17 protein-coding genes and 1 riboswitch are annotated in these 21,467 nt (G+C 39.4%); of the genes, 13 read left to right on the top strand and 4 right to left on the bottom strand.

Annotation, left to right across the window (positions count from 1 at the left end; translation table 11 throughout):
* Positions 1 to 72: 72 nt before the first annotated feature.
* Together GPM24_RS17705 and GPM24_RS17700 are read right to left on the bottom strand one after the other, a co-directional pair.
* Entirely contained in the window at positions 73 to 1,401 is a 1,329-nt protein-coding gene (locus GPM24_RS17705) for an O-acetylhomoserine aminocarboxypropyltransferase/cysteine synthase family protein (protein WP_158828434.1), read from the bottom strand.
* 243 nt (positions 1,402 to 1,644) lie between these two features.
* Positions 1,645 to 1,759: riboswitch (SAM riboswitch) on the bottom strand.
* Positions 1,760 to 1,860: 101 nt separating this feature from the next.
* Positions 1,861 to 2,982 carry a trans-sulfuration enzyme family protein gene (locus tag GPM24_RS17700; protein ID WP_158828433.1) on the bottom strand — a complete coding sequence of 374 codons (1,122 nt, stop codon included), beginning with the start codon at positions 2,980 to 2,982 and terminating at the stop codon, positions 1,861 to 1,863.
* 223 nt (positions 2,983 to 3,205) lie between these two features.
* Here GPM24_RS17700 and mqnE point away from each other — a divergent pair, with 223 nt between their 5' ends.
* The 13 genes from mqnE (at position 3,206) to GPM24_RS17635 (ending at position 18,010) form a co-directional block, all read left to right on the top strand.
* Entirely contained in the window at positions 3,206 to 4,399 is a 1,194-nt protein-coding gene (gene mqnE, locus GPM24_RS17695) for an aminofutalosine synthase MqnE (protein ID WP_158828432.1), read from the top strand.
* A 19-nt stretch (positions 4,400 to 4,418) separates the two neighbouring features.
* Complete coding sequence (locus tag GPM24_RS17690) at positions 4,419 to 5,039, top strand: histidine phosphatase family protein (RefSeq protein ID WP_199269782.1); 621 nt, start codon at positions 4,419 to 4,421, stop codon at positions 5,037 to 5,039.
* 8 nt (positions 5,040 to 5,047) lie between these two features.
* Entirely contained in the window at positions 5,048 to 5,791 is a 744-nt protein-coding gene (locus GPM24_RS17685) for a menaquinone biosynthetic enzyme MqnA/MqnD family protein (protein WP_158828431.1), read from the top strand.
* Between the two features lie 307 nt (positions 5,792 to 6,098).
* A complete protein-coding gene (locus GPM24_RS17680) occupies positions 6,099 to 6,599 on the top strand; it encodes a hypothetical protein (RefSeq protein WP_158828430.1) in 501 nt (166 codons plus the stop codon).
* 140 nt (positions 6,600 to 6,739) lie between these two features.
* Positions 6,740 to 8,935 (top strand): bifunctional alpha,alpha-trehalose-phosphate synthase (UDP-forming)/trehalose-phosphatase, encoded by a 2,196-nt coding sequence (locus tag GPM24_RS17675; RefSeq protein ID WP_158828429.1) that lies wholly within the window; start codon positions 6,740 to 6,742, stop codon positions 8,933 to 8,935.
* A gap of 140 nt (positions 8,936 to 9,075) precedes the next feature.
* The gene (locus GPM24_RS17670) at positions 9,076 to 9,711 is read left to right on the top strand and encodes a peroxiredoxin (RefSeq protein WP_158828428.1); all 636 of its coding nucleotides are present in this window, start codon (positions 9,076 to 9,078) and stop codon (positions 9,709 to 9,711) included.
* Between the two features lie 138 nt (positions 9,712 to 9,849).
* Positions 9,850 to 10,047 (top strand): cold-shock protein, encoded by a 198-nt coding sequence (locus tag GPM24_RS17665; protein WP_158828427.1) that lies wholly within the window; start codon positions 9,850 to 9,852, stop codon positions 10,045 to 10,047.
* A gap of 92 nt (positions 10,048 to 10,139) precedes the next feature.
* Complete coding sequence (locus GPM24_RS17660) at positions 10,140 to 11,426, top strand: MFS transporter (protein WP_158828426.1); 1,287 nt, start codon at positions 10,140 to 10,142, stop codon at positions 11,424 to 11,426.
* A 43-nt stretch (positions 11,427 to 11,469) separates the two neighbouring features.
* Complete coding sequence (hemF, locus tag GPM24_RS17655) at positions 11,470 to 12,381, top strand: oxygen-dependent coproporphyrinogen oxidase (RefSeq protein ID WP_158828425.1); 912 nt, start codon at positions 11,470 to 11,472, stop codon at positions 12,379 to 12,381.
* A gap of 106 nt (positions 12,382 to 12,487) precedes the next feature.
* A complete protein-coding gene (locus tag GPM24_RS17650) occupies positions 12,488 to 12,892 on the top strand; it encodes a hypothetical protein (RefSeq protein WP_158828424.1) in 405 nt (134 codons plus the stop codon).
* Positions 12,893 to 13,067: 175 nt separating this feature from the next.
* Positions 13,068 to 15,629 (top strand): DNA gyrase subunit A, encoded by a 2,562-nt coding sequence (gene gyrA / locus GPM24_RS17645; protein WP_158828423.1) that lies wholly within the window; start codon positions 13,068 to 13,070, stop codon positions 15,627 to 15,629.
* Positions 15,630 to 15,634: 5 nt separating this feature from the next.
* Positions 15,635 to 16,750, top strand: a complete 1,116-nt coding sequence (locus GPM24_RS17640) for a tetratricopeptide repeat protein (RefSeq protein WP_158828422.1) — start codon at positions 15,635 to 15,637, stop codon at positions 16,748 to 16,750.
* 9 nt (positions 16,751 to 16,759) lie between these two features.
* Positions 16,760 to 18,010, top strand: coding sequence for a tetratricopeptide repeat protein (locus GPM24_RS17635; RefSeq protein ID WP_158828421.1), 1,251 nt, complete (start codon positions 16,760 to 16,762; stop codon positions 18,008 to 18,010).
* A gap of 157 nt (positions 18,011 to 18,167) precedes the next feature.
* On the opposite strand, the gene GPM24_RS17630 is transcribed toward GPM24_RS17635, so the two are convergent.
* Positions 18,168 to 18,701, bottom strand: coding sequence for a DUF4142 domain-containing protein (locus GPM24_RS17630; protein WP_158828420.1), 534 nt, complete (start codon positions 18,699 to 18,701; stop codon positions 18,168 to 18,170).
* 103 nt (positions 18,702 to 18,804) lie between these two features.
* A complete protein-coding gene (locus tag GPM24_RS17625; protein ID WP_158828419.1) occupies positions 18,805 to 21,402 on the bottom strand; it encodes a phosphoenolpyruvate carboxylase in 2,598 nt (865 codons plus the stop codon).
* Positions 21,403 to 21,467: the final 65 nt, after the last annotated feature.

Genomic DNA, 21,467 nt, shown 5'->3' with positions numbered 1-21,467 from the left:
TAAAGCCTCCTTCAATTTTGGAGGAGACTTTAACATTATTCAAACAAATTAACCTATCAAATGAGTTCAACATCAATTCTTTAAAACCAATTCACGCTCTTTAACTCGAGCAAAAGCCGCCTCAAAGTCGGCTTTTATATCATCAATGTGCTCAATACCAACAGCTACACGCAAAAGAGTAGGGGTAACGCCAGCTGCCAATTGCTCAACCTCAGATAATTGTTGATGAGTGGTTGCCGACGGCTGAATGATCAAAGTTTTGGCATCGCCCACATTAGCTAAATGACTCACCAATTGCAAGTTGTCAATAAAATTCCCGGCGTTGGTTTTATCACCTTTTAATTCGAATGCCAACACAGCACCAAAACCGTTTTTTAAATATTTTTTTGCCAGGGAATGATATGGTGACGACGGTAAACCGGGATAAATTACTTTGGCTACCTGAGGATGTTGCTCGAGCCAGGTAGCTAATTCAAGTGCATTATCTACATGACGCTGCACACGTAACGATAAAGTTTCTAGTCCTTGTATAAGCAAAAAAGAATTAAACGGCGATTGTGAAGAGCCAAAATCGCGCAGGCCTTCAACCCTTGCCCTAATGATATATTGTATGTTTCCGAACGGCCCGTTAATACCAAATACTTCTGAAAAAATGAGGCCATGGTAACCTTCCGCCGGCTCAGTAAACTGCGGAAATTTTCCGTTACCCCAATTATAATTACCACCATCAATTATTACACCGCCAATGCTGGTGCCATGGCCACCGATCCACTTAGTTGCCGACTCGACAACAACATTGGCACCATGCTCAAGCGGACGTAACAAATAACCACCCGCACCAAAAGTATTATCTACAATTAGCGGTAAGTCATATTTACGCGCCAAAGTTGCAAGCTTTTCAAAATCCGGGATGCTGAAGCCAGGATTTCCAATGGTTTCAACATAAATGGCTTTGGTTTTTTCGTTAATTAACGGCTCAAAGCTTTCAGCTTCATCGCTATCTGCGAACCTAACTTCAATACCTATCCGTTTAAAAGCTACTTTAAATTGATTATAAGAACCACCGTATAAATATGGTGACGAAACAAAATTATCGCCAACCTGCAAAATATTATTTAACGCTATAAATTGCGCTGCCTGGCCTGATGATGTTGCCAATGCTGCTACACCACCTTCAAGTGCCGCTATACGCTTTTCAAAAACATCAGTAGTCGGATTCATAATCCTCGTATAAATGTTTCCAAATTCCTTCAGTGCAAAAAGGTTTGCACCATGTTCGGCATTTTTAAACACATAAGAGGTAGTTTGATATAAGGGCACTGCACGCGAGCCCGTTACCGGATCGACCTCCTGACCGGCGTGCAATTGTAAAGTTTCAAATTTTAAAGGTTGTGCTGACATAACGTTGGCAATTTTGATTTTAAATTTATGTGATGTGTAGAAGGGTACGTTTAGGGTATAATGTTCCCTGGCTGCTGTTAAACACGATGTTTTTCTGATGACGAATAACCCGCGTGTACTGACTTTAACAGCAGCAACACATACACATGTCTGCCTGACGAACGCTAAGCAAAGAGTATGCACCGTTTGAGGTACAAAAAGTTTGAGGCTGGGTAAAAATAACTACTTGTTTCATGGTTGTTAAATTTATATCCCCCGGTCATTATTGTTTTCCGGGACAGGAATTGGCACCTTCTCCTACGTAGGAGGGTTGCCAGCGGGTCGGGGAGCCTGATCTCTCGCCGCTTCTTTATAAATCAAAACCTTTTGAGGGGTGTTTGATTAAGACTAATACTGTCTTTTGACGCCACAAAGATAGAATGCAAAAAATAAGATTTGCAACAATAATTGAAAATAAATTTATAAAGAGCTTAAAGCTAAATCAATATCAGCAATCAAATCATCTATATGTTCAAGTCCAACGGATACTCTTAACAGATTCTGAGGCGTTTTGGTATCAGGGCCTTCTGTGGATGCACGATGTTCAATTAAACTTTCAACACCGCCCAAACTGGTAGCATTTGTAAATAAGCGTGTAGAAGATGCAACACGCATTGCCTGTTCTGCATTGCCCTTAATGAGGAATGATAACATTCCGCCTGAATTTAACATTTGATCTTGAGCTAAATGATATTGGGAATGAGAAGGCAATCCTGGGTATAATACCTTTTCCACCTGAGGTTGTTTTTCCAGATATGCTGCCAATAGCTGCGCGTTATAAACATGCCCGCGCATTCGGTATGGCAACGTTTTAATGCTTCTGGTTAGCCAATAACAATCTGTAGGCGAAGGTATTGCACCGCCCATTTGCTGAATTTGTTTTATACGTTCCCACCAGTCATCTTCCCGTGCAGTAATGAGTGCGCCACCAGTTAAATCACTATGGCCACCCAAGTACTTGGTGGTAGAATGCATAACCATATCTGCACCCAGACTTAACGGTTGCTGACCAATTGGCGTTGCGAAAGTATTATCGCAAACTACTTTTATATAATGCTGATGAGCAATTTGGACTACCTTCCTGATATCAGTAAGCTTCAGTAATGGATTAGAAGGCGTCTCGATCCATATCAATCCAGTAGTGGGTTTAATATGATTTCTGAGAGTCTGTTCATCAGTTAAGTCAATAAAGTCAAACGCTAACACACCATTAAATAAACTCTTTAATTGATTGCGCAAGCCGTGGTACATATCATTGGGCGCTATAACGTGTGTTCCGGGCTGAAAGGATTGAAACACTGTCATACCAGCGGCATTGCCTGAAGAAAAAGCAGCCGCATCTGCACCGCCCTCTAATTTGGCCAACACAGTTTCCAGCATACGCCGATTTGGGTTATCCGCCCGACTGTAACTGAAGCCCTTTGAATAGCCACCATCTTCGTCCCGTTCAAATGTGGTAGACAATACCAATGGTTGCACAACCGCTTTAGACGCTGAGTCGGTATAGTTGGCGGCATGAATAGCAAGGGTTTCAATCTTCATACAAAAGCAGTCGTAAATTACTAGATGTTAAAATTACACTAAATTATTTAAGTTGTTTTGTCCATTGTAGGGTTTTGTGGTTTAAGCTGTAAAGCAACAACTTAGGTTGATGCCCGTATAATAGCTTGGCACTAGTTCTAAAAATAACCTGGCGTTTTTGTTACATAAAGGTGATATGGTATCAAATCGATTATAGTACTTTTGCAGAAAAAATAGTAATTTAATGGACGCTGAACAATCCCTACAGGTGTTGTTAAATGACTCTCACCTATCTGCTGATCTTAAAAATATAGCGCAAAAAGTTTTAAACAATGAGCGCATTACGTTTGATGAAGGCTTACTCTTATATGAAAAAGGCGAACTTAGTTACTTGGGCGTTTTAGCCAATTATATTCGCGAGAAGCGTCACGGCGATAAAACTTATTTTAACCGCAATTTTCATATTGAGCCGACGAACCTTTGTGTTTACGATTGTAAATTCTGCTCTTACTCCAGGCTGATTAAACAACGTTCGGAAGGATGGGAGTATACCATGGACGATATGCTCGATATTGTTAAAAAATATGATAACGAGCCGGTTACTGAAGTTCACATTGTAGGCGGTGTATTACCGCAGTATGATATGCCGTTTTATCAGCAACTATTTAGCTCCATCAAAGCACATCGACCAGAGTTACATGTAAAGGCGCTAACGCCTGTTGAGTATCATTACATCTTTAAAAAAGCAAAGGTTGATTATGCTACCGGCATGCGCTTGATGAAAGAATCGGGGCTCGAATCAATGCCGGGTGGCGGAGCTGAAATTTTCCATCCGGAAATCCGCGAGCAAATTGCTAAGGATAAATGCACGGCCGACCAGTGGTTGCAAATTCACGAAGAATGGCATAAGCTAGGTATGCGTTCAAACGCTACAATGCTTTATGGCCATATAGAGGAGTATCGCCATCGGGTTGACCATATGGAGCGCCTACGCCAGTTACAAGACCGTACAGGCGGTTTCCAAACGTTTATTCCATTGAAGTTCCGAAACAAAGACAATCAGATGTCGAACGTTAAAGAAGTGTCTGTAATAGAAGATTTGCGCAATTATGCAGTGGCTCGTATTTACCTGGATAACTTTGACCATATTAAGGCTTATTGGGCAATGATCAGTCGTACAACAGCACAACTGTCGCTAAATTTTGGTGTAGATGATATTGATGGAACACTAGACGATACAACCAAAATATACTCAATGGCTGGCGCCGAAGAACAACGCCCTGCTATGAGCACAAAAGAGTTGGTGGAGCTAATTAAACACGTAGGTCGTCATCCAATTGAACGTGATACGCTATACAATGTAATTACCGATTACAGCAACTACGAATTTGCTGAGCAAAAAAAACCACAATTTTATAAGTTGCCTGTTATAAACTAAGCAGCTTGCAATTACAAGAATGATTTTAAAAACGCTATATATTGTACGTCACGGACAAACGGACCTTAATAAACAAGGCATAGTACAAGGCCGCGGCATGAATACCGACTTGAACCAAGAGGGCCGCCTGCAAGCACAGATGTTTTATGATGCTTACAAACATATACCATTCGACAAAATTTATATATCCGAACTTAAGCGTACACAACAAAGCATACAGCCGTTTATTGACCTTGGCATTTCATTCGAAAAACTTTCGGGCTTGGATGAGCTAGCCTGGGGCATACATGAAGGTCAGCGAAGCACGCCCGAAACTAAAGCCGCGTTTTTAAAAGTTATGCGTGATTGGACAAGCGGCCGGTTAGATAGCAAATTTGAAAAAGGTGAAAGCCCGAACGAAGTAAAGATCCGCCAAGAAGAGGCCTTAAAAATCATCATGAGCCACCCGGAAGAACAAAATGTGCTCATTTGTATGCATGGCCGTGCTATGCGATTGTTTTTGTGCCTACTTACCGAGCAGCCATTAACCAAGATGGAAACTTTTCCGCATCAAAACTTAGTGCTATACAAAGTAACCTTTGATGGTAGCCGGTTTGAAATAGCCGACTTTAATAATTCTATTCACTTACAAGTACACTAACTTCACTTTTGAAAAAAATAAGAATATCTGCTGTTAGTTACACTAACACCAAACCTTTTTTATATGGTATACAACATACCGATATTATCAATCAAATAGATTTAAGTTTAGACCATCCATCAGATTGTGCTCAAAAATTAATTGACGACCAGGTAGACATCGGTCTGATTCCCGTAGCTGCTACCTTAAGCCTGCCACATTGGGAAATTGTTTCTGACTATTGTATAGGTGCCGTTGGAGCAGTTAACTCTGTTTTCATTTTCAGCAACTGCGATATAAAAGATGTGAGGTATTTACAATTAGATCCAGAATCTCGCTCATCCAACAATTTAGCTAAAGTACTTTTAAAAAATTACTGGAAACTGAATCCTGAGCAAATTGCCGGCGCTGCTGATTATGGCCAGTCAAAAGATGAACAAACTGCATTTGTACAAATAGGCGATCGTACATTTGGGAAAGCAGACAAATACCCATACGTATATGACTTAGCTGCAGAGTGGACTAAGTTTACTGGCTTACCTTTTACTTTTGCTGCCTGGATTGCGAATAAGCCAATTCCAAAAGAATTTATAAATGCTTTCAATATTTCGCTCCAGTATGGTTTAGACCATCGGGAAGATTTATTTAAGGAAATGGAAATGAGAAGTGATTTTGATGTAAAAGATTATTTACTTCATAAAATTGATTATCCATTAACAGAACCTAAAAAAGAGGCGTTATATCTATTCCTCGACTATATCCAGAAGCTATAGCTAATATTAGAACTATTGTCGGGCATGTGCAAGATGCTAAATTTATAAATGTGTCAACAAAAAACCAAATATGGTATGATATTGACAACCATAATTAAGTTTTATTGAATATTTAACAACGTCACAGACGATTGATTTAACGGTTTTTTAATAGAAGGCACATTTAATTTAAATATTTTAATTATATCATATTATTTCTGGCATCAATATAACTTTTTCATAATAATTATTTAAAATTTTAAAACCTCATAACACTTACTTAATTTTGTTGAAGAAATTAAAAAAGAAAAGGTAAAAATTTAAAGATATGAAAAAAGCGATATTAACGTTGGTAGCAGCAATTACAGTTAGCGTCAGTGCATTTGCTTTTGATGGCGTAAAGAAAACTGATGACTTAGACAAGATATCATACAATGTTAGAAATCAATTTGATGTAACATTTGGTAGTGTTGAGGATGTAACCTGGGCAGTGACATCTGAATTTCAAAAAGCACAATTTTATGTTGATGATTTAAAAACAACTGCTTATTATAATTTAAATGGTGAATATTTGGGTTATACGCAAAGTGTGTCATCAAAATTGTTACCAAGTTCAGCACGTAAAGAATTAGCTATTAAATACAAAGATTATAACATTACCGAAATTATCCGTTTCCATACTGAAAACGCAGTATCATCGTCATTGTCTCGCTTAACTACAGGATCTTATTCTGACGAAGTTGCTTACTTCGTAAATCTGGAAAAAGACGGGCAACAAGTTTTAGTAAGAGTAAGCCCTACATCTTCTCTTGAAGTAGTAAAAAGCTAAGTACAAATTCCCCTTTACTATATATCAGAAGCCGCACCTTTGGTGTGGCTTTTTTTGTGCCCTTTTTACAGATAAAAGCAATAACTTAAAACAAGAAATTCTAATTATGCTTTTTAAATGGTAAACTACGCTATTATAGTATGCCTAAAACGATTATTGTTTCTAACCGATTGCCTGTTAAAATACAGGATAACGATGGACAACTGCTTTTAAAGCCAAGCGAAGGCGGTTTAGCCACCGGCTTGGGATCAATATATAAAACCGATGGAAATGTATGGATAGGATGGCCAGGTCAAGCTATTGATGAAGATAATAAGACAACCGTAAATGAACAACTGAAAGAACTTAGCCTGATACCAGTATATTTAACACAAGATGATATCAGCCAGTTTTATGAAGGTTTTTCAAACGAAGTACTTTGGCCTGTATTTCATTACTATGCATCAACATATACCACTTACAAACCGTCGCATTGGGACTATTACCAAAGCGTAAACCAAAAGTTTAAAGAAGCAATACTAGCTGTAGCCGAGCCTAACGACACCATTTGGATACATGATTATCAGTTACTTCTTTTACCTGAATTGATACGCGCTGAACGCCCGGACGTTTCGATCGGCTTCTTTTTACATATTCCGTTCCCATCGCATGAAATGTTTCGCCTTATTCCATGGCGTAGCGAATTATTACAAGGCATGTTAGGCGCCGATTTAGTAGGCTTCCATACATTCGACGATGTAAGACACTTCCTGAGTGCAGTATCCCGCTTATTGCCAATGCCTATTTCCTCAAACATCATAGCCTGTAAAGACCGCTATGTTGTGGCCGAATCGTTCCCGATGGGTATTGATAACAAAAAATATGAAGATGCGGTAAGCGACCCAGACGTACAGGAACAGATGCAGCAGATAAAAGATGTATTCAAAGAAAGTAAGCTGATCTTATCCATAGACCGCCTTGATTATAGCAAAGGTATTTTGCAGCGATTGCAGGCCTTTGAATTAATGCTTCAGCAACATCCAGAGTATATTGGTAAAGTGACATTATACATGGTAGTTGTGCCTTCTCGTGATAAAGTCCCGCAATATGCCGAGTTACGCAATCAGATTGACAAACGTGTGGGTAACATCAATTCGATGTACCGCACTATGGATTGGACACCAGTAAATTACTTTTACCGGTCTGTACCATTTGAAACATTGGCCGCTTTATATGCCAGTGCAGAAGTTTGCTTGGTAACGCCAATGCGCGACGGCATGAATTTGGTGAGCAAAGAATATATAGCCAGCAGGGTTAATAACGACGGTGTATTAATATTAAGTGAAATGGCAGGTGCATCTCGCGAATTAATTGACGCATTGATAGTTAACCCAAACAATATTATACAGGTAAAAGATGCTATTATACAAGCATTAAACATGCCGCTTGACGAGCAAAACGCCAGGATGCAGCAAATGCGACAGGTAGTAAGCAAGTTTAATGTAGCGCATTGGGTAGATCTTTTTATGGAACGTTTAAATGAAGTTAAACTGATGCAACGCTCCATGCAAACCCGTCATGTGGAGGGCTCTACTAAACAGTCTATCATCAATCGCTATAAAAGTACAAGCAAGCGTTTGATATTTTTGGATTATGATGGCACGTTGGTTGATTTTCAGCCTAATGTAAATCAAGCCGTTCCGGATAGTGATCTTTATAGTATCCTAAATGAGCTTATGCTGGATCCGGCCAATCACTTGGTGCTGATTAGTGGTCGTAAACATGAAAACTTAAATGAATGGTTTGGCGATAAAAACATTTACCTGATAGCCGAACATGGCGCATGGTTCAAACAGCAAGGAATGGAATGGCATAAGGTTAATGGTCTATCTACTACCTGGAAACCTGAACTTTTTGATATCATGCAAAAATACGTCGATCGTACACCAGGGTCATTTATAGAAGAAAAATCATATTCGTTGGTGTGGCATTACCGTAAGGCTCAAAAAGGATTAGGTGAATTGCGTGCCAACGAATTAATGAATACCCTCAAATATTTAGCAACAGATAAAGGTTTACAACTGTTACCCGGCGACAAAGTGGTAGAGGTAAAGAATATGGAAATTAACAAAGGCAAAGCTGCGCTGGGCTTGGTTGACCAAGGCGACTATGATTTTATAATGGCCTTAGGTGATGATTTAACTGATGAAGATACATTTAAAGCTTTACCCGATAATTCAGTTACCATTAAGGTAGGTAGCGGCTCTTCGGCAGCAAAGTTTTATTTGCGCAATCCGTCCGAAGTTCGACAGTTGTTAAGAGCCTTGTCAATCAACTCCACAATAGGACAAGAATGAATAGTTGGAAGCTATTAAGCTAAGTATGTTGTCAGCTAAACGTTAATTTGCACGCATATTGTCTATAGATTTTGTAGTTATTACATTTGTTCACTTACTTTTACCTGTCAACCAGTTCAAACAATTAAATAAATAAAACCATGAGTTTAAGATTAGGCGATAAAGCCCCCAATTTTAAGGCACAGACCTCTGAAGGGGAAATAGATTTTTACGAATATTTAGGGGACAGCTGGGCAGTGCTATTTTCGCACCCAGGCGATTATACCCCGGTATGTACCACAGAGTTAGGTAGAACAGCTGCATTGAAAGATGAGTTTGCTAAGCGTAACGTTAAAGTTATTGCACTAAGTGTCGATTCAGTCGAATCGCACCAAGGATGGATTAATGATATAAATGAAACTCAAGATGTTGAGGTCAACTTTCCGATTATAGCTGATGAAAACCGGGAAATTTCAGAAGCTTATGACATGATCCATCCAAACGCTTCACTAACAGCAACTGTACGTTCTCTTTTCATTATTGCACCGGATAAAACAATTAAATTAATTATCACTTATCCGGCATCAACCGGTCGCAACTTTCAGGAAGTTTTACGGGTTATCGATTCCTTACAATTAACGGCCAACTACAGTGTATCTACACCGGCAGACTGGCAAGAGGGTGATCAGGTGGTTATTTCGCCTGCTATAAAAAACGAAGACATTCCGGCCAAGTTTCCTAAAGGCCATGTTGAAGTGAAACCTTATCTGCGTTTAACGCCTCAGCCAAATAAATAAAATTAATATTTGTTTATTAAATGTATATATTTGAAAAAATATTTTAATTTGCAGATACCTTTCTGAATCTTAACACATTACAATTTTCAGTTTGGCTATAGTAATAAATCTCTTATAAACTTATACGATACTATAATTATGAAAACTGGAAAAGTAAAATGGTTTAACACCCAAAAAGGTTATGGCTTTATTATTACAGATGATGGTAAAGACCTGTTTGTGCATTTTAAAGACGTTCAGGGTGGCGTAAACGCTATCAAAGACAACGATGATGTTGAATATGACGTGGAAGAAGGAAGAAAAGGTTTACAAGCTGTAAATGTTAAAAAAATATAATTAATTTTTTCTGATATTTAAAGCCCTTGCTACAGCAGGGGCTTTTTTTTTAAACAACAATTTGGTAATTCAAACAATTTTTAAACGGCACAATGACTGATACTTCTGCAAAAGCTAGCCGCAATGTTATATTTCTGGTTATAGTGGCTGCCTTAGGCTATTTTGTTGATATATACGATTTACTAATTTTTTCGATTGTGCGAGTTAAGAGCTTGCAAGACATTGGAATATTAGATAAGGAGGAGCTACGCACCAAAGGCGAGTTTATCATTAATATGCAAATGCTGGGCTTGTTACTTGGTGGCTTGCTTTGGGGTATAATAGGCGACAAGTTTGGCAGGATAAAAGTGCTGTTCGGGTCGATATTACTGTACTCGCTGGCAAATTTTGCCAACGGTTTAGTCACTACATATACTTTATACGCCACAGTACGTTTCATTGCCGGTATTGGTCTGGCTGGCGAACTGGGCGCTGGTATTACCCTGGTAAGCGAAACCATGAGCAAGAAGAACCGTGGCTATGGCACCATGATAGTGGCCGTTGTAGGTTTATTTGGTGCAGTATTGGCAAATATAGTGGCCAAGTTTGGTTGGCAAAATGCCTACTTTATTGGCGGTGGTCTAGGATTACTGCTGCTATTATTAAGAGTAGGTACATTCGAGTCGGGCATGTTTAGAAATGCCGCTGAAAGCGAAGTTTCCAGAGGGAATTTCTTCATGCTGTTTAACAATAAAGTCCGCTTTGTAAAGTATATAAGCTGTATATTAATTGGCTTACCGTTATGGTTTGTGGTAGGCATACTGGTATCGCAGGCGCCCGAAATGGGGGCCGAGCTGCATGCGGCCGAACCTTTAAGCGCCGGTACTGGCATTATGTTTACTTATATTGGCATATCTGTTGGTGATATGTTTGCTGGTGTGTTTGCACAGTTAACCAAATCACGCAGGCTAACCATGTTGGTGTTTCAAATCTTATCGGTAATTAGTGTGCTGCTGTATTTAAACGCAAAAGGTATTACGCCAGGTCAGTTTCAAATACTTTGTTTATTTATTGGCTTTTCGGTAGGTTATTGGGCAACTTTTGTAACTATAGCTTCTGAGCAGTTTGGCACCAATATACGCTCTACGGTAACCACTACGGTACCTAATTTTGTTCGCGGGGCCTTGATACCCATTACCTTCGCATTTGAGGGGATGGTATCATACTTTAAACAACACGGTCGGGAAGCTACGTGCAAAATTGATAGTGCTTATGTGATGATGGCTTTAGTGACATTAGTAGCATTATCAGCCCTTAGCCAGCTGAAAGAAACTTTCGGCAAAGATCTAAATTACACTGAACAAGAAGAAGAGCAAGAGCCGGCGGGCATTGCCTCTTAAAATCGGATTGCTGCAATAGAACCAATTGTGCATCTTTGCAGAGATGATTACCAAAGAACAAATAGCTGCCGATTACCAAACCATTCAAGACGAGATTTGCCAGAGCCTCACACAACTGGATGGTGCTGCCAGGTTTGAAGAAGAAGTATGGGAACGTGACGGTGGAGGTGGTGGCCGCACACGCATCATTCAAAATGGCAGCGTGCTTGAAAAAGGTGGCGTCAACTTTTCGGCTGTACACGGTCGTCTTCCTGAAGCTGTAAAAAAAGCGTTCAAAGTGGAGCAAGATGACTTTTTTGCTACCGGTGTGTCTATTGTTATGCATCCTAATCATCCGCTGGTACCTATTATTCACATGAATATCCGGTATTTTGAAATGCCTTCATCTTTTGTCAACGATCAGCCCTTGCGCTGGTTTGGCGGAGGCATAGACCTTACACCACATTATGTATTTGAAAACGATGCGCGCTTCTTTCATAGTAGCTTAAAAGCAGTTTGCGATAAGTACCACTCAGATTTTTATCATCGTTTTAAAGTTTGGGCCGATGACTATTTTTTTATTAAACACCGCGCAGAAACCCGAGGAATAGGTGGCATATTTTACGACCGCTTAACTGCTACAGAGGATATTAGCTGGATAGACATACTGGAATTCTCAAAATCTTTAGGACGGACATTTGCACCGGTTTATACAGAGTTGGTGAACCGTCATAGAAATGAACCGTTTACCGAACAGGAACAATTATGGCAATACCTTCGTCGTAGTCGCTATGCTGAATTTAACTTGGTTTATGATGCTGGTACAAAGTTTGGTTTGGAAACCAATGGCCGGATTGAATCTATATTGATGAGTTTGCCACCAACTGCTAAATGGGTATATAATCATCAGCCAGAACCCGGCAGTGCCGAAGAAAAAACATTAAGCTTGTTAAAAAAGGGAATAAACTGGGTTTAATACTAACTCGACCTTTATTATTAATATATCCGTTATGATGAGGCAAACAGCAAATTGAAAGCTTGTGGTCAAATAACATTTTAGTTAAAAATCTTAAACTATCCGCATGAATTGGATTGGAAAAACTGTATCAATTTACATGACCACTGTAGCGCTATTAGGTTGCGTCGGAAAAAGTGACTTAGAAGGCACCTGGCAGTTTAACGGCGGAATTTACAACGGCCAAAAAGAGGGTGGAACAGAAGGCTACAAACTGCAACGCACATACAAAGGAAGCAAATTTGAAGCTTTTATGTTAGAGGATGGAACTACACCTCAAAAGTTTCAGGCCGGTAATTACAAATTATCTGGCGATAGCTGTATGGAAACCGAAACCTATAGCACTCAACCATCTAACTTGACGGGGGTAACTTTACGATATCACTATCAAATCAAGAACGATACGCTTACATTTGACGGAAAGCTACCAACCGGCATGGTGGTGGAAGAGTATTGGGTTAGAGTAAAATAAGTTACTTAAAAATATATTTTCTTTCCTATTATTTCAAGTCTTAAAGCTAGCTTTTTACCTATACAATGTTGGTAAAAAAGCCAGCTGTTTGCCTTAATTTTCGTATATTCGCAAGTTCATTTAACACATCGACCTAAGGTATTTGAGCATTTTTTTTCTACAAAAATTCTAATTGATGGCTGAAGATAATTCACAACAAACCAACAGAATAATTCCTATAAATATTGATGAAGAAATGCGATCGGCTTACATTGATTATTCAATGTCGGTTATCGTATCTCGTGCTTTGCCTGATGTGCGCGACGGCTTGAAACCAGTTCACAGACGCGTATTGTTTGGTATGCTCGATTTAGGATTGAATAACAACAAGCCTTTTAAAAAATCGGCCCGTATAGTGGGCGAGGTGATGGGTAAATACCACCCGCACGGCGACTCGTCGGTATACGATACCATGGTACGTATGGCTCAGGATTGGAGCTTGCGTTATCCGTTGGTAGATGGCCAAGGTAATTACGGCTCTTTAGATGGCGACAGCCCGGCGGCAATGCGTTACACCGAGGCACGCCTGCAAAAAATTGCTGAAGAGATGCTTGCTGATATCAACAAAGACACGATTGATTATCAGCTCAACTTTGACGACTCGCTTGAAGAGCCGTCTGTGTTACCGGCTAAAATTCCAAATTTGCTGGTTAACGGTGCTTCGGGTATTGCGGTAGGTATGGCTACCAACATGGCGCCGCACAACTTATCTGAAGTTATTGATGCGACTGTTGCATTTATTGACAAACGCGAAATTGAGATTAGCGAGTTAATGCAATATATTAAAGGTCCGGATTTTCCGACCGGTGGTATCATTTATGGTTTTGATGGCGCGCGCGAAGCTTTTGAAACAGGCCGCGGCCGGATTGTAATGCGTGCCCGTGCCGAGATTGAAACTTTTAATGGCGACCGCGAGCGTATTGTGGTGACTGAAATTCCTTATCAAATTAACAAAGCTCAAATGATTGAGCGCACAGCTGATTTGGTAAATGAGAAAAAGATTGAAGGCATATCAACCATACGCGACGAATCGAGCCGTGAAGGTATACGTGTTGTATATGAAATTAAGCGCGATGCCAACGCTGCAATTGTGCTGAACAATCTTTATAAATACACGTCGCTGCAAACTTCATTTAGCATCAATAACATTGCCTTGGTTAAAGGCCGGCCGATGTTGCTGAATTTGAAAGATTTGATTTTTCACTTTGTTGAGCATCGCCAGGAAGTAATTGTACGCCGTACCAAATATGAACTGTCTGAAGCAGAAAAGCGTGCCCACATATTAGAAGGCTTGCTAATTGCATTGGATCACTTGGACGAGGTTATACGCCTGATTCGTGCATCATCAACTCCAGAAGAAGCACGTGAAGGTTTAATGACTCAGTTTAATTTGACTGAAATTCAAGCCCGTGCAATTTTGGATATGACGCTGCGCCGGTTAACCGGTCTGGAGCGTGATAAGATCAAAGAGGAGTATGCCGAGCTAATGAAGCAAATTGAATATTACAAATCAATTTTGGCCGATGAGGGTCTGCAAATGCAGATAGTTAAAGACGAACTGCTGGAAATCAGAGACAAATACGGTGATGAGCGTAAAACCGAAATGGTACACTCTACTGCCGAGATGATGACCGAAGACTTCATTGAAGATGAAGACGTGGTAATCACTATATCGCATGAAGGTTATATTAAACGTACACCTTTAACAGAATATCGCCGTCAGGGCAGAGGTGGTAAAGGCGCTCTGGGAAGTAACAGCCGTGACGAAGATTTCATTGAACACTTGCTGGTTGCCTCTAATCACAACTACATGCTGTTCTTTACAGAAGCTGGCCGTTGTTTCTGGTTGCGGGTATTTGAAATTCCTGAAGGCACACGTACCTCAAAAGGACGGGCAATTCAGAACATTATCAGCATTCCAAAAGAGGAAAAAATTAAGGCTTACATCAAAGTTGTTAATTTGAAGGACCAAGAATATTTGGAAAACAACTTCATCATCATGTGTACCTCTAAAGGTACTATAAAGAAAACTTCTTTAGAAGCATATTCACGTCCGCGTGCTAATGGTATCAATGCTATCAACATCAACGATGGTGACTCTTTGCTAGAAGCAACACTGACTACTGGCAACAGTGAAGTGGTAATGGCATTGAAATCAGGACGGGCGATTCGTTTTAATGAATCAACCGTTAGACCAATGGGCCGTACAGCTACTGGCGTTCGTGGTATCACATTAGAAGACGATAAGGATGAAGTTGTAGGCATGATTGCTATTAACGATCCTGAAACCACCGTATTGGTTGTATCAGAAAAAGGTTATGGCAAACGTACAGACATCGAAGATTACCGTGTAACAAATAGGGGTGGTAAAGGTGTTAAAACCATTAACGTTACCGAAAAAACCGGAAAACTTGTTGCCATAAAAGATGTTACTGATACAGATGACCTGATGATCATCAACCGCTCGGGCATTATCATCCGTATTGCAATGAATGAACTACGGGTTATGGGCCGTGCAACACAAGGTGTGAGATTGATATCGCTTAAGGAAGGGGATGAAATTGCATCAGTAGCCAAAATTGAGCATAGCGAGGAGGAAGAACTCCAACAAGCGCTGGAAGAAACAGGTATTATATCCTCAGAAGAAACACCTGAAGAAGAAAACCCTGAGTCGCCTGCTGACGAAGAAAATGAATAATTAAAATGATAAGCCGTAAAATAATCTTATCGGTTTTAACAGTACTTTTCACTACGCCTTTAGCCTTCTGTCAATCAGAAGCGCTAAAGGTGGTGGTGAATAACCTGGCCTTTTACCGTCAAAAAGCTGAAATTAAATATTTAACCAGCGCCAAAAAATCGGTAGACAGTTTAATCAGAACCAAATCTGATTCCTCAAATCTGGAAAAAAATGTATACAAAGCAATTGTTTACGCAAGCATTGCTTATGTAGATTCTACCAACCAGCAAAACCGTCCTGCCGATTTTGTAGATAAAACCAGTGAGTTATTAAACACACTATCGGAACGGAAAAAAATTTACAAGTATCAAACTGAAATCGATTTTGCAAAACGTTGCCTGGCAAATGTTTTCATCAGGCAGGGTTTTGAAAGTCTTCATCGTTTAAATTATAACGATGCAGTTGAGAACTTTAAAAAAGCACAAGCATATACGCCTAAATTTTCGCCGATCAATGCCTACATTGCCTACGCCGAGAGTAAAAACGGCAATTTGCAAGAAGCAGTAAAACATTACAACACTTTGCTTACTGCCGATAGTACCCGACTTGAATATGTAATGGCAACTGCCAATATTTATAAAACCATGGGAGACACGGCCAAAGCACTTGATGTTTTACAAAAAGGACGGAGGTTTTTACCAGCAGAGAAGAGCCTGCTTTTAGAAGAGGCTAACATTTACAGCAACAGAGAAGATTACAAAGCCTTAGAACCGCTTTTGCCACGTTTGCTGGACGAAAACCCGAACAATGCCGAAGTTTCTTTTGTGGCTGCAAATTGTTATGACCGCTTAAAAAAATACGATAGGGCAGAGTCGCTTTATCTTCGCTCTATAGACTTAAACAACGCTAACTATGAACCGGTATTTAATTTAGGTTTGTTGTATTTAAAGCTAAGCACAAAAAAGTCTAATCCGTCAGAAGTTTCTCAGTATTTATCAAGGGCTGCAGTTTGGTTACAACGAGCATATGAAATGTCGCCAAAAAGCGTTATAACCTTACAGTTGCTACAACAGATTTATGCAAAAACGGGTAACGAATCCCAATTACAGAAGATAAATACTAAATTGCAACAGTTAAATTAATTAAAATCTATGAAAATTAAATTTTTGATAACGGGTGCTTTGTCAATAGCATCAGTTGCGGCATTTGCTCAAAAAGGAGAATTAGATAACGCCCAAACCGAATACGGTAAATTTGAAACTGCCAGAGGTCAAAAAATGACTGAAGCATTGGCTAAAACCAGCTTAACTAACGCTAAAACCGCAATTGATAAAGCTGCGGCAAATGAAAAAACGGCTACAATGCCAAGAACCTACGCACTTAAATCAGTAATTTATGGTGCAATGGCTTATCAAGATACAGTTGCTTCTACATCTGAACCAATATACACAGCTGCTGCAGAGGCGTTGCAAAAAGCAAAAGATGCAGATAAAAGCAATGAATTTAAAACCTACACTGACGCTGCAGGCCAATATTTAGGTATTTACTCGCTGAATAGGGGCGCTAAACAATATCAAAGTGGTAATTACGATTTAGCTTATAAATCCTTTGACTATTACCGCAACTTGAATCCGGAAGATACCACTGCTATTCTTTATACTGGCTTGGCAGCTGTGAACAGCAAAAACTATCCGGTGGCTATTACTCATTATAAAAAACTGCTTACTACAAAGTATAGCAAAAACGAAGGTGTATATAATGATTTGTCAAATATCTATTTGACAAACCGTGACACTGCCAACGCTATGAGTACTTTAACTGAAGGCGTTAGCAAATACCCAAGCAGCGCAAGCTTACGTTCTCGCGAAATTGAACTAGCTTTAACTACTGGTAAACAAGCCGAAATTATTGAGAAAATTCAAAGCGCTATTAGCAATAGCCCTAACGATAAATTTTTGCATTATTATTTAGGCTTATCATATATTGGCGTAGGTAATGGCGTTGATGCCAAGATCAAAAAAACTAAGGATGCAGCAACTCTAGCTACTTTGCAAAAGCAAAAAGCAGAGGCCATGAATAAAGCTGCGGCTGCGCTGAAAAAATCTGTAGAATTAGATTCTAATTATGCACCAGCTGCAGTGAGCTTAACTGATGCTTTAATATCTCCAGTTGTTGATGATTACAATGCAGCCAACAAATTGCCTGCTAACAAAGCAAAAGAATATGCCGCTGCTATGGCTAAAGTTAACACACAGATGGACACAATCAAACCGTATTTATTAAAAGCGGTGGAACTTGATCCGAAGTCTGCCAGTGCATTAACTAATTTACGTAACTATTATCTTGTTAAAAAAGATAATGTGAAAGCTGCTGAGTTAAATAAAAAAATCAGCGCTCTTTAATATATTAAATAGGGACTGTATACAAGTCCCTATTTAAAAGTCAATTATACTTAACATAATGTTAATTATGAGAACTTATTTTTTCAGTAACCGGTAATTAAAAAAGGCTTTACTGTAATAAACAGTAAAGCCTTTTTTGTATCTGTTGATGGTTAATTTATTTTAATGATGCATTTATATTTTTTGCTTCTTCTAAATGCGTTCTCAAGATAGGCAAATTTTTGTTTGCATAGCCGCGAACTGCTTCAATTTTAGAATCGGCGATATCATAATACAGTTTTACAGCTTTCTCATGATCCATTACCATCATCTGCATATAAGCTTTGTCGAATGCCGGTCCTGGGAGTTTAGAGATACTATCTAGTTTCATTTGGTGCTCTGGTAATAGGTCGTTTGGTACAGGTGCATATTTAGCATTAGCTATTTTTGCAAGTTCTTGGCCCGATTTGGTATGATCTGTAATCATCATTTTCGCAAACTCAACTACCTTTGCATTGCTTGACTTCGTTTGCGCAACTTTGCCTGCAGAAATTTCAGTAAGTCCTGCCTCTGTGGCACTTTTGATAAATTCAAGGCTCATGTCGTCAACGTTAGTCTTTTCATTGTAGTTTTTAGACTTACGTTTTTCACCACATGACACGGCTGTAAATGTGTATAAGGCAATAGCGCTGATGTAGAATATTTTTTTCATTATAAACTGAAATTTAGCAGGTTTATGTTTGCTTAACAAACAAAGCTCTAACTGGTTTACAACATGCTACAAAAAACATCATGCCTTATTAATATATTACGTTTTAAGCCAAGTTTCGTCCGGCGTTTACTATGCCATAAACTGTACGAATAACTAACTTGCTATAAGCGCTTTTAAGCTCTTCATCATCTGTTTCTTTCATTCGCTGTAGTGCAAAATGCTGAGTGACTACCAATGGCAACACAATACGCTCGCGCATTGCAATTGAGCGCTTTTCAACTGGGTAGTCCTGCATTAACTCATCACTGCCTGCCAGTTCTAATAATAAGCTTTTTGTTAAATCAAATTCTTGCTTCAACAATTTCCAGAACTCACCATAATGTTCATCATGTTCTAAGTGCGCCGTAATCCTGAAATCAGACTTAGACATAGACATCATACAATTATCTATCATTGTTTTAAAGAAACCTGATGCATTATACAAGTCTTTCACTTCTTCCCAGTTACCGTCTTGCTTCATTTTGTTCAAAGCAGTTCCTACACCATAAAAACCCGGTACATTTTGCTTTAGCTGACTCCAAGCTGTTACAAAGCTAATGGCACGCAAATCTTCTAATTTAAGTGGTGCACCAGCATTTCGCTTAGTTGGCCGGCTACTGATATTGATATTAGATAACAATTTAAGCGGACTCAAATTTTCGAGATATTCTGTAAACAGCGGATGATGGCGTAAATCCATGAACAACTTATGGCTGGCATCTGCCATTTGAGAGATTAGATCTTTGTGCCGGCTATCTAATAAATCACGATGATCGGGATGTAATGCCGAGGTGATACCTGCATTTACTAATTGCTCGATATTATACTTTGCTGTTTCGACTGAACCATATTGCGAACTAACTGTTTGACCTTGGATGGTTAACTGAATGTGATCATTGGCAATTTCCTTACCCATGGCAGCATAAAAACGATGCGTTTTACCGCCCCCACGTGCCGGTGGTCCTCCTCTCCCATCAAAAAACGCCAATTCAATACCATACTTTTTCGTGATGGCCGTTAATTCAACCTTGGCTTTATATATAGACCAATTGGCCATTAAATAGCCCCCGTCTTTCGTACTGTCAGAAAAGCCAAGCATAATCATTTGACGATTGCCACGGCGTCTCAGATGTTCTTTGTAGACCGGATGAGTGTAAAGCCTTTCCATTACTTCACCGGCATTTTTAAGATCATTCACAGTTTCAAACAGCGGCGTAAAGTCGATGGTTAAATTCTCTTTTGTCCAACCGCTCCATAAAAACAAGTTCATGAGCTGTAGTATGTCCGACGCTTCCTGGCAGTTGCTTATAATAAAGCGCTGACATGCCTTTTCGCCATTTTGTTGTTGGATTGCATGCATTAAGCGAATAGTGCTTAATGTATCATTAATCATAGGGTCGGCTGTACAGCTGTCGTTATCTGAGCAATCAAAATTGACTTCTTTAAAGGCTATAGCTTCAAGTTTTTCTTCTTCAGATAAATTTAAATAAGCCTCAGGAGTTATAGCGCTGCCTATATCGGATTGTTGTAAGCCATATTCGTACACCGTACGCAGCACCCGGCTATCCTGCCTAATGTCGAGGGTAGCAAAATAACATCCGTATAGTTTTACTTTAAGAGACAAGTCATCAACCAATTCAATAAAAATACTGTCGTGGTCTTCAACCAAAACGTCTTTAATATTATCTAGCAACGCCAATAATTCATCTTGAAGGTTGCGCGGTTCTGACTCAGGATTAAATGCATTTTGGTAAAGCAGTTCTTCCAGTCGCCGCATCGGCTCTTCTATGCCTCTAAAAGTAATACGGCGTTTAAATACACGATAATCGCGATAATAACATCTAAAAATAATTTGCCTTAAAGTTGCTGCAACGGTTTTGGTCGCTTCAGTTTTAACATTGGGGTTACCATCGCGGTCGCCGCCTGGCCAAAAGCCCAATTCTAATATTTCGTTCAACTTTTCACTTACACCAAATTCCTCTCCCAAACGAGTGCGTATTGCTGCGAGTGCATTGTAAAAAATGTTTTCTAAAAACCAAATTAGGCTTGTTGCTTCATCTACTGGCGTGGGCGATGTTTTATTAAAAAACGGCGTTTTGCCCAGTTGATGAAGTAGCAAATTAATGGTATTGATATCGTTAGATTTTAACGCATCAATCAAATCAGTCATGATACCCAATACCGTACTTGGATAAAATTGCGTAGGATGCGCTGTAAGTACCAGTCGCAAAGAAAAGTTTTTAAGTTTTTCGCTTACTTTTTCTCTTAACTTGTCATCAGCAGCCGCCTGTTGTATTAAGCTTTGCAGGCTGCCACTATCGTCGGTTCTGCTTAACTTACTAAACGATGAATCTTCAATGGCGTCAAATAAAACTACTTGTCTTTCAATGTATTGGATAAAGCGAAACAGACGGTTAATGTGTTCGCGCTCGTCTACATTAGGCACGTATTCTTCAAAAAACGAATCAATTATTTCAACGGGCGCTTTTAACTGCGCTGTACCTTTTTCGCAATGCGAGCTAAAAAACGGCAGTAGTATCCCGGTATCTTTTACCTGGTAAAACGGCAACGTTAAAAACAAACTGTTAAAAAGCTCAAACCGAGTAATCACTTCCTGGTTAAAAACAGCTTCGCGATGAAGGGATTGTTGTGGTGATGGCATATTGAAGTATATTTAGTCAATCAGGTTGATTGCATTTCGGGGCTTAAAATACGTACAATCATGTT

This window comes from Mucilaginibacter lacusdianchii (genome assembly GCF_009770985.1).
Lineage (GTDB): Bacteria > Bacteroidota > Bacteroidia > Sphingobacteriales > Sphingobacteriaceae > Mucilaginibacter > Mucilaginibacter lacusdianchii.
Note: the sequence above shows the minus strand (reverse complement) of the source record. Positions and strands in the feature narration are given on the sequence as shown.

Bases quoted from the DNA above. Each gene is read 5' to 3' on its own strand.
- GPM24_RS17675 (WP_158828429.1), top strand. From the start codon at position 6,740: ATGCCTAAAACGATTATTGTTTCTAACCGATTGCCTGTTAAAATACAG.
- mqnE (WP_158828432.1), top strand. From the start codon at position 3,206: ATGGACGCTGAACAATCCCTACAGGTGTTGTTAAATGACTCTCACCTA.
- GPM24_RS17665 (WP_158828427.1), top strand. From the start codon at position 9,850: ATGAAAACTGGAAAAGTAAAATGGTTTAACACCCAAAAAGGTTATGGC.
- GPM24_RS17640 (WP_158828422.1), top strand. From the start codon at position 15,635: ATGATAAGCCGTAAAATAATCTTATCGGTTTTAACAGTACTTTTCACT.
- GPM24_RS17705 (WP_158828434.1), bottom strand. From the start codon at position 1,401: ATGTCAGCACAACCTTTAAAATTTGAAACTTTACAATTGCACGCCGGT.
- GPM24_RS17630 (WP_158828420.1), bottom strand. From the start codon at position 18,701: ATGAAAAAAATATTCTACATCAGCGCTATTGCCTTATACACATTTACA.
- hemF (WP_158828425.1), top strand. From the start codon at position 11,470: ATGATTACCAAAGAACAAATAGCTGCCGATTACCAAACCATTCAAGAC.
- GPM24_RS17680 (WP_158828430.1), top strand. From the start codon at position 6,099: ATGAAAAAAGCGATATTAACGTTGGTAGCAGCAATTACAGTTAGCGTC.
- GPM24_RS17635 (WP_158828421.1), top strand. From the start codon at position 16,760: ATGAAAATTAAATTTTTGATAACGGGTGCTTTGTCAATAGCATCAGTT.
- GPM24_RS17690 (WP_199269782.1), top strand. From the start codon at position 4,419: ATGATTTTAAAAACGCTATATATTGTACGTCACGGACAAACGGACCTT.
- GPM24_RS17670 (WP_158828428.1), top strand. From the start codon at position 9,076: ATGAGTTTAAGATTAGGCGATAAAGCCCCCAATTTTAAGGCACAGACC.
- GPM24_RS17650 (WP_158828424.1), top strand. From the start codon at position 12,488: ATGAATTGGATTGGAAAAACTGTATCAATTTACATGACCACTGTAGCG.
- GPM24_RS17700 (WP_158828433.1), bottom strand. From the start codon at position 2,982: ATGAAGATTGAAACCCTTGCTATTCATGCCGCCAACTATACCGACTCA.
- gyrA (WP_158828423.1), top strand. From the start codon at position 13,068: ATGGCTGAAGATAATTCACAACAAACCAACAGAATAATTCCTATAAAT.
- GPM24_RS17625 (WP_158828419.1), bottom strand. From the start codon at position 21,402: ATGCCATCACCACAACAATCCCTTCATCGCGAAGCTGTTTTTAACCAG.
- GPM24_RS17660 (WP_158828426.1), top strand. From the start codon at position 10,140: ATGACTGATACTTCTGCAAAAGCTAGCCGCAATGTTATATTTCTGGTT.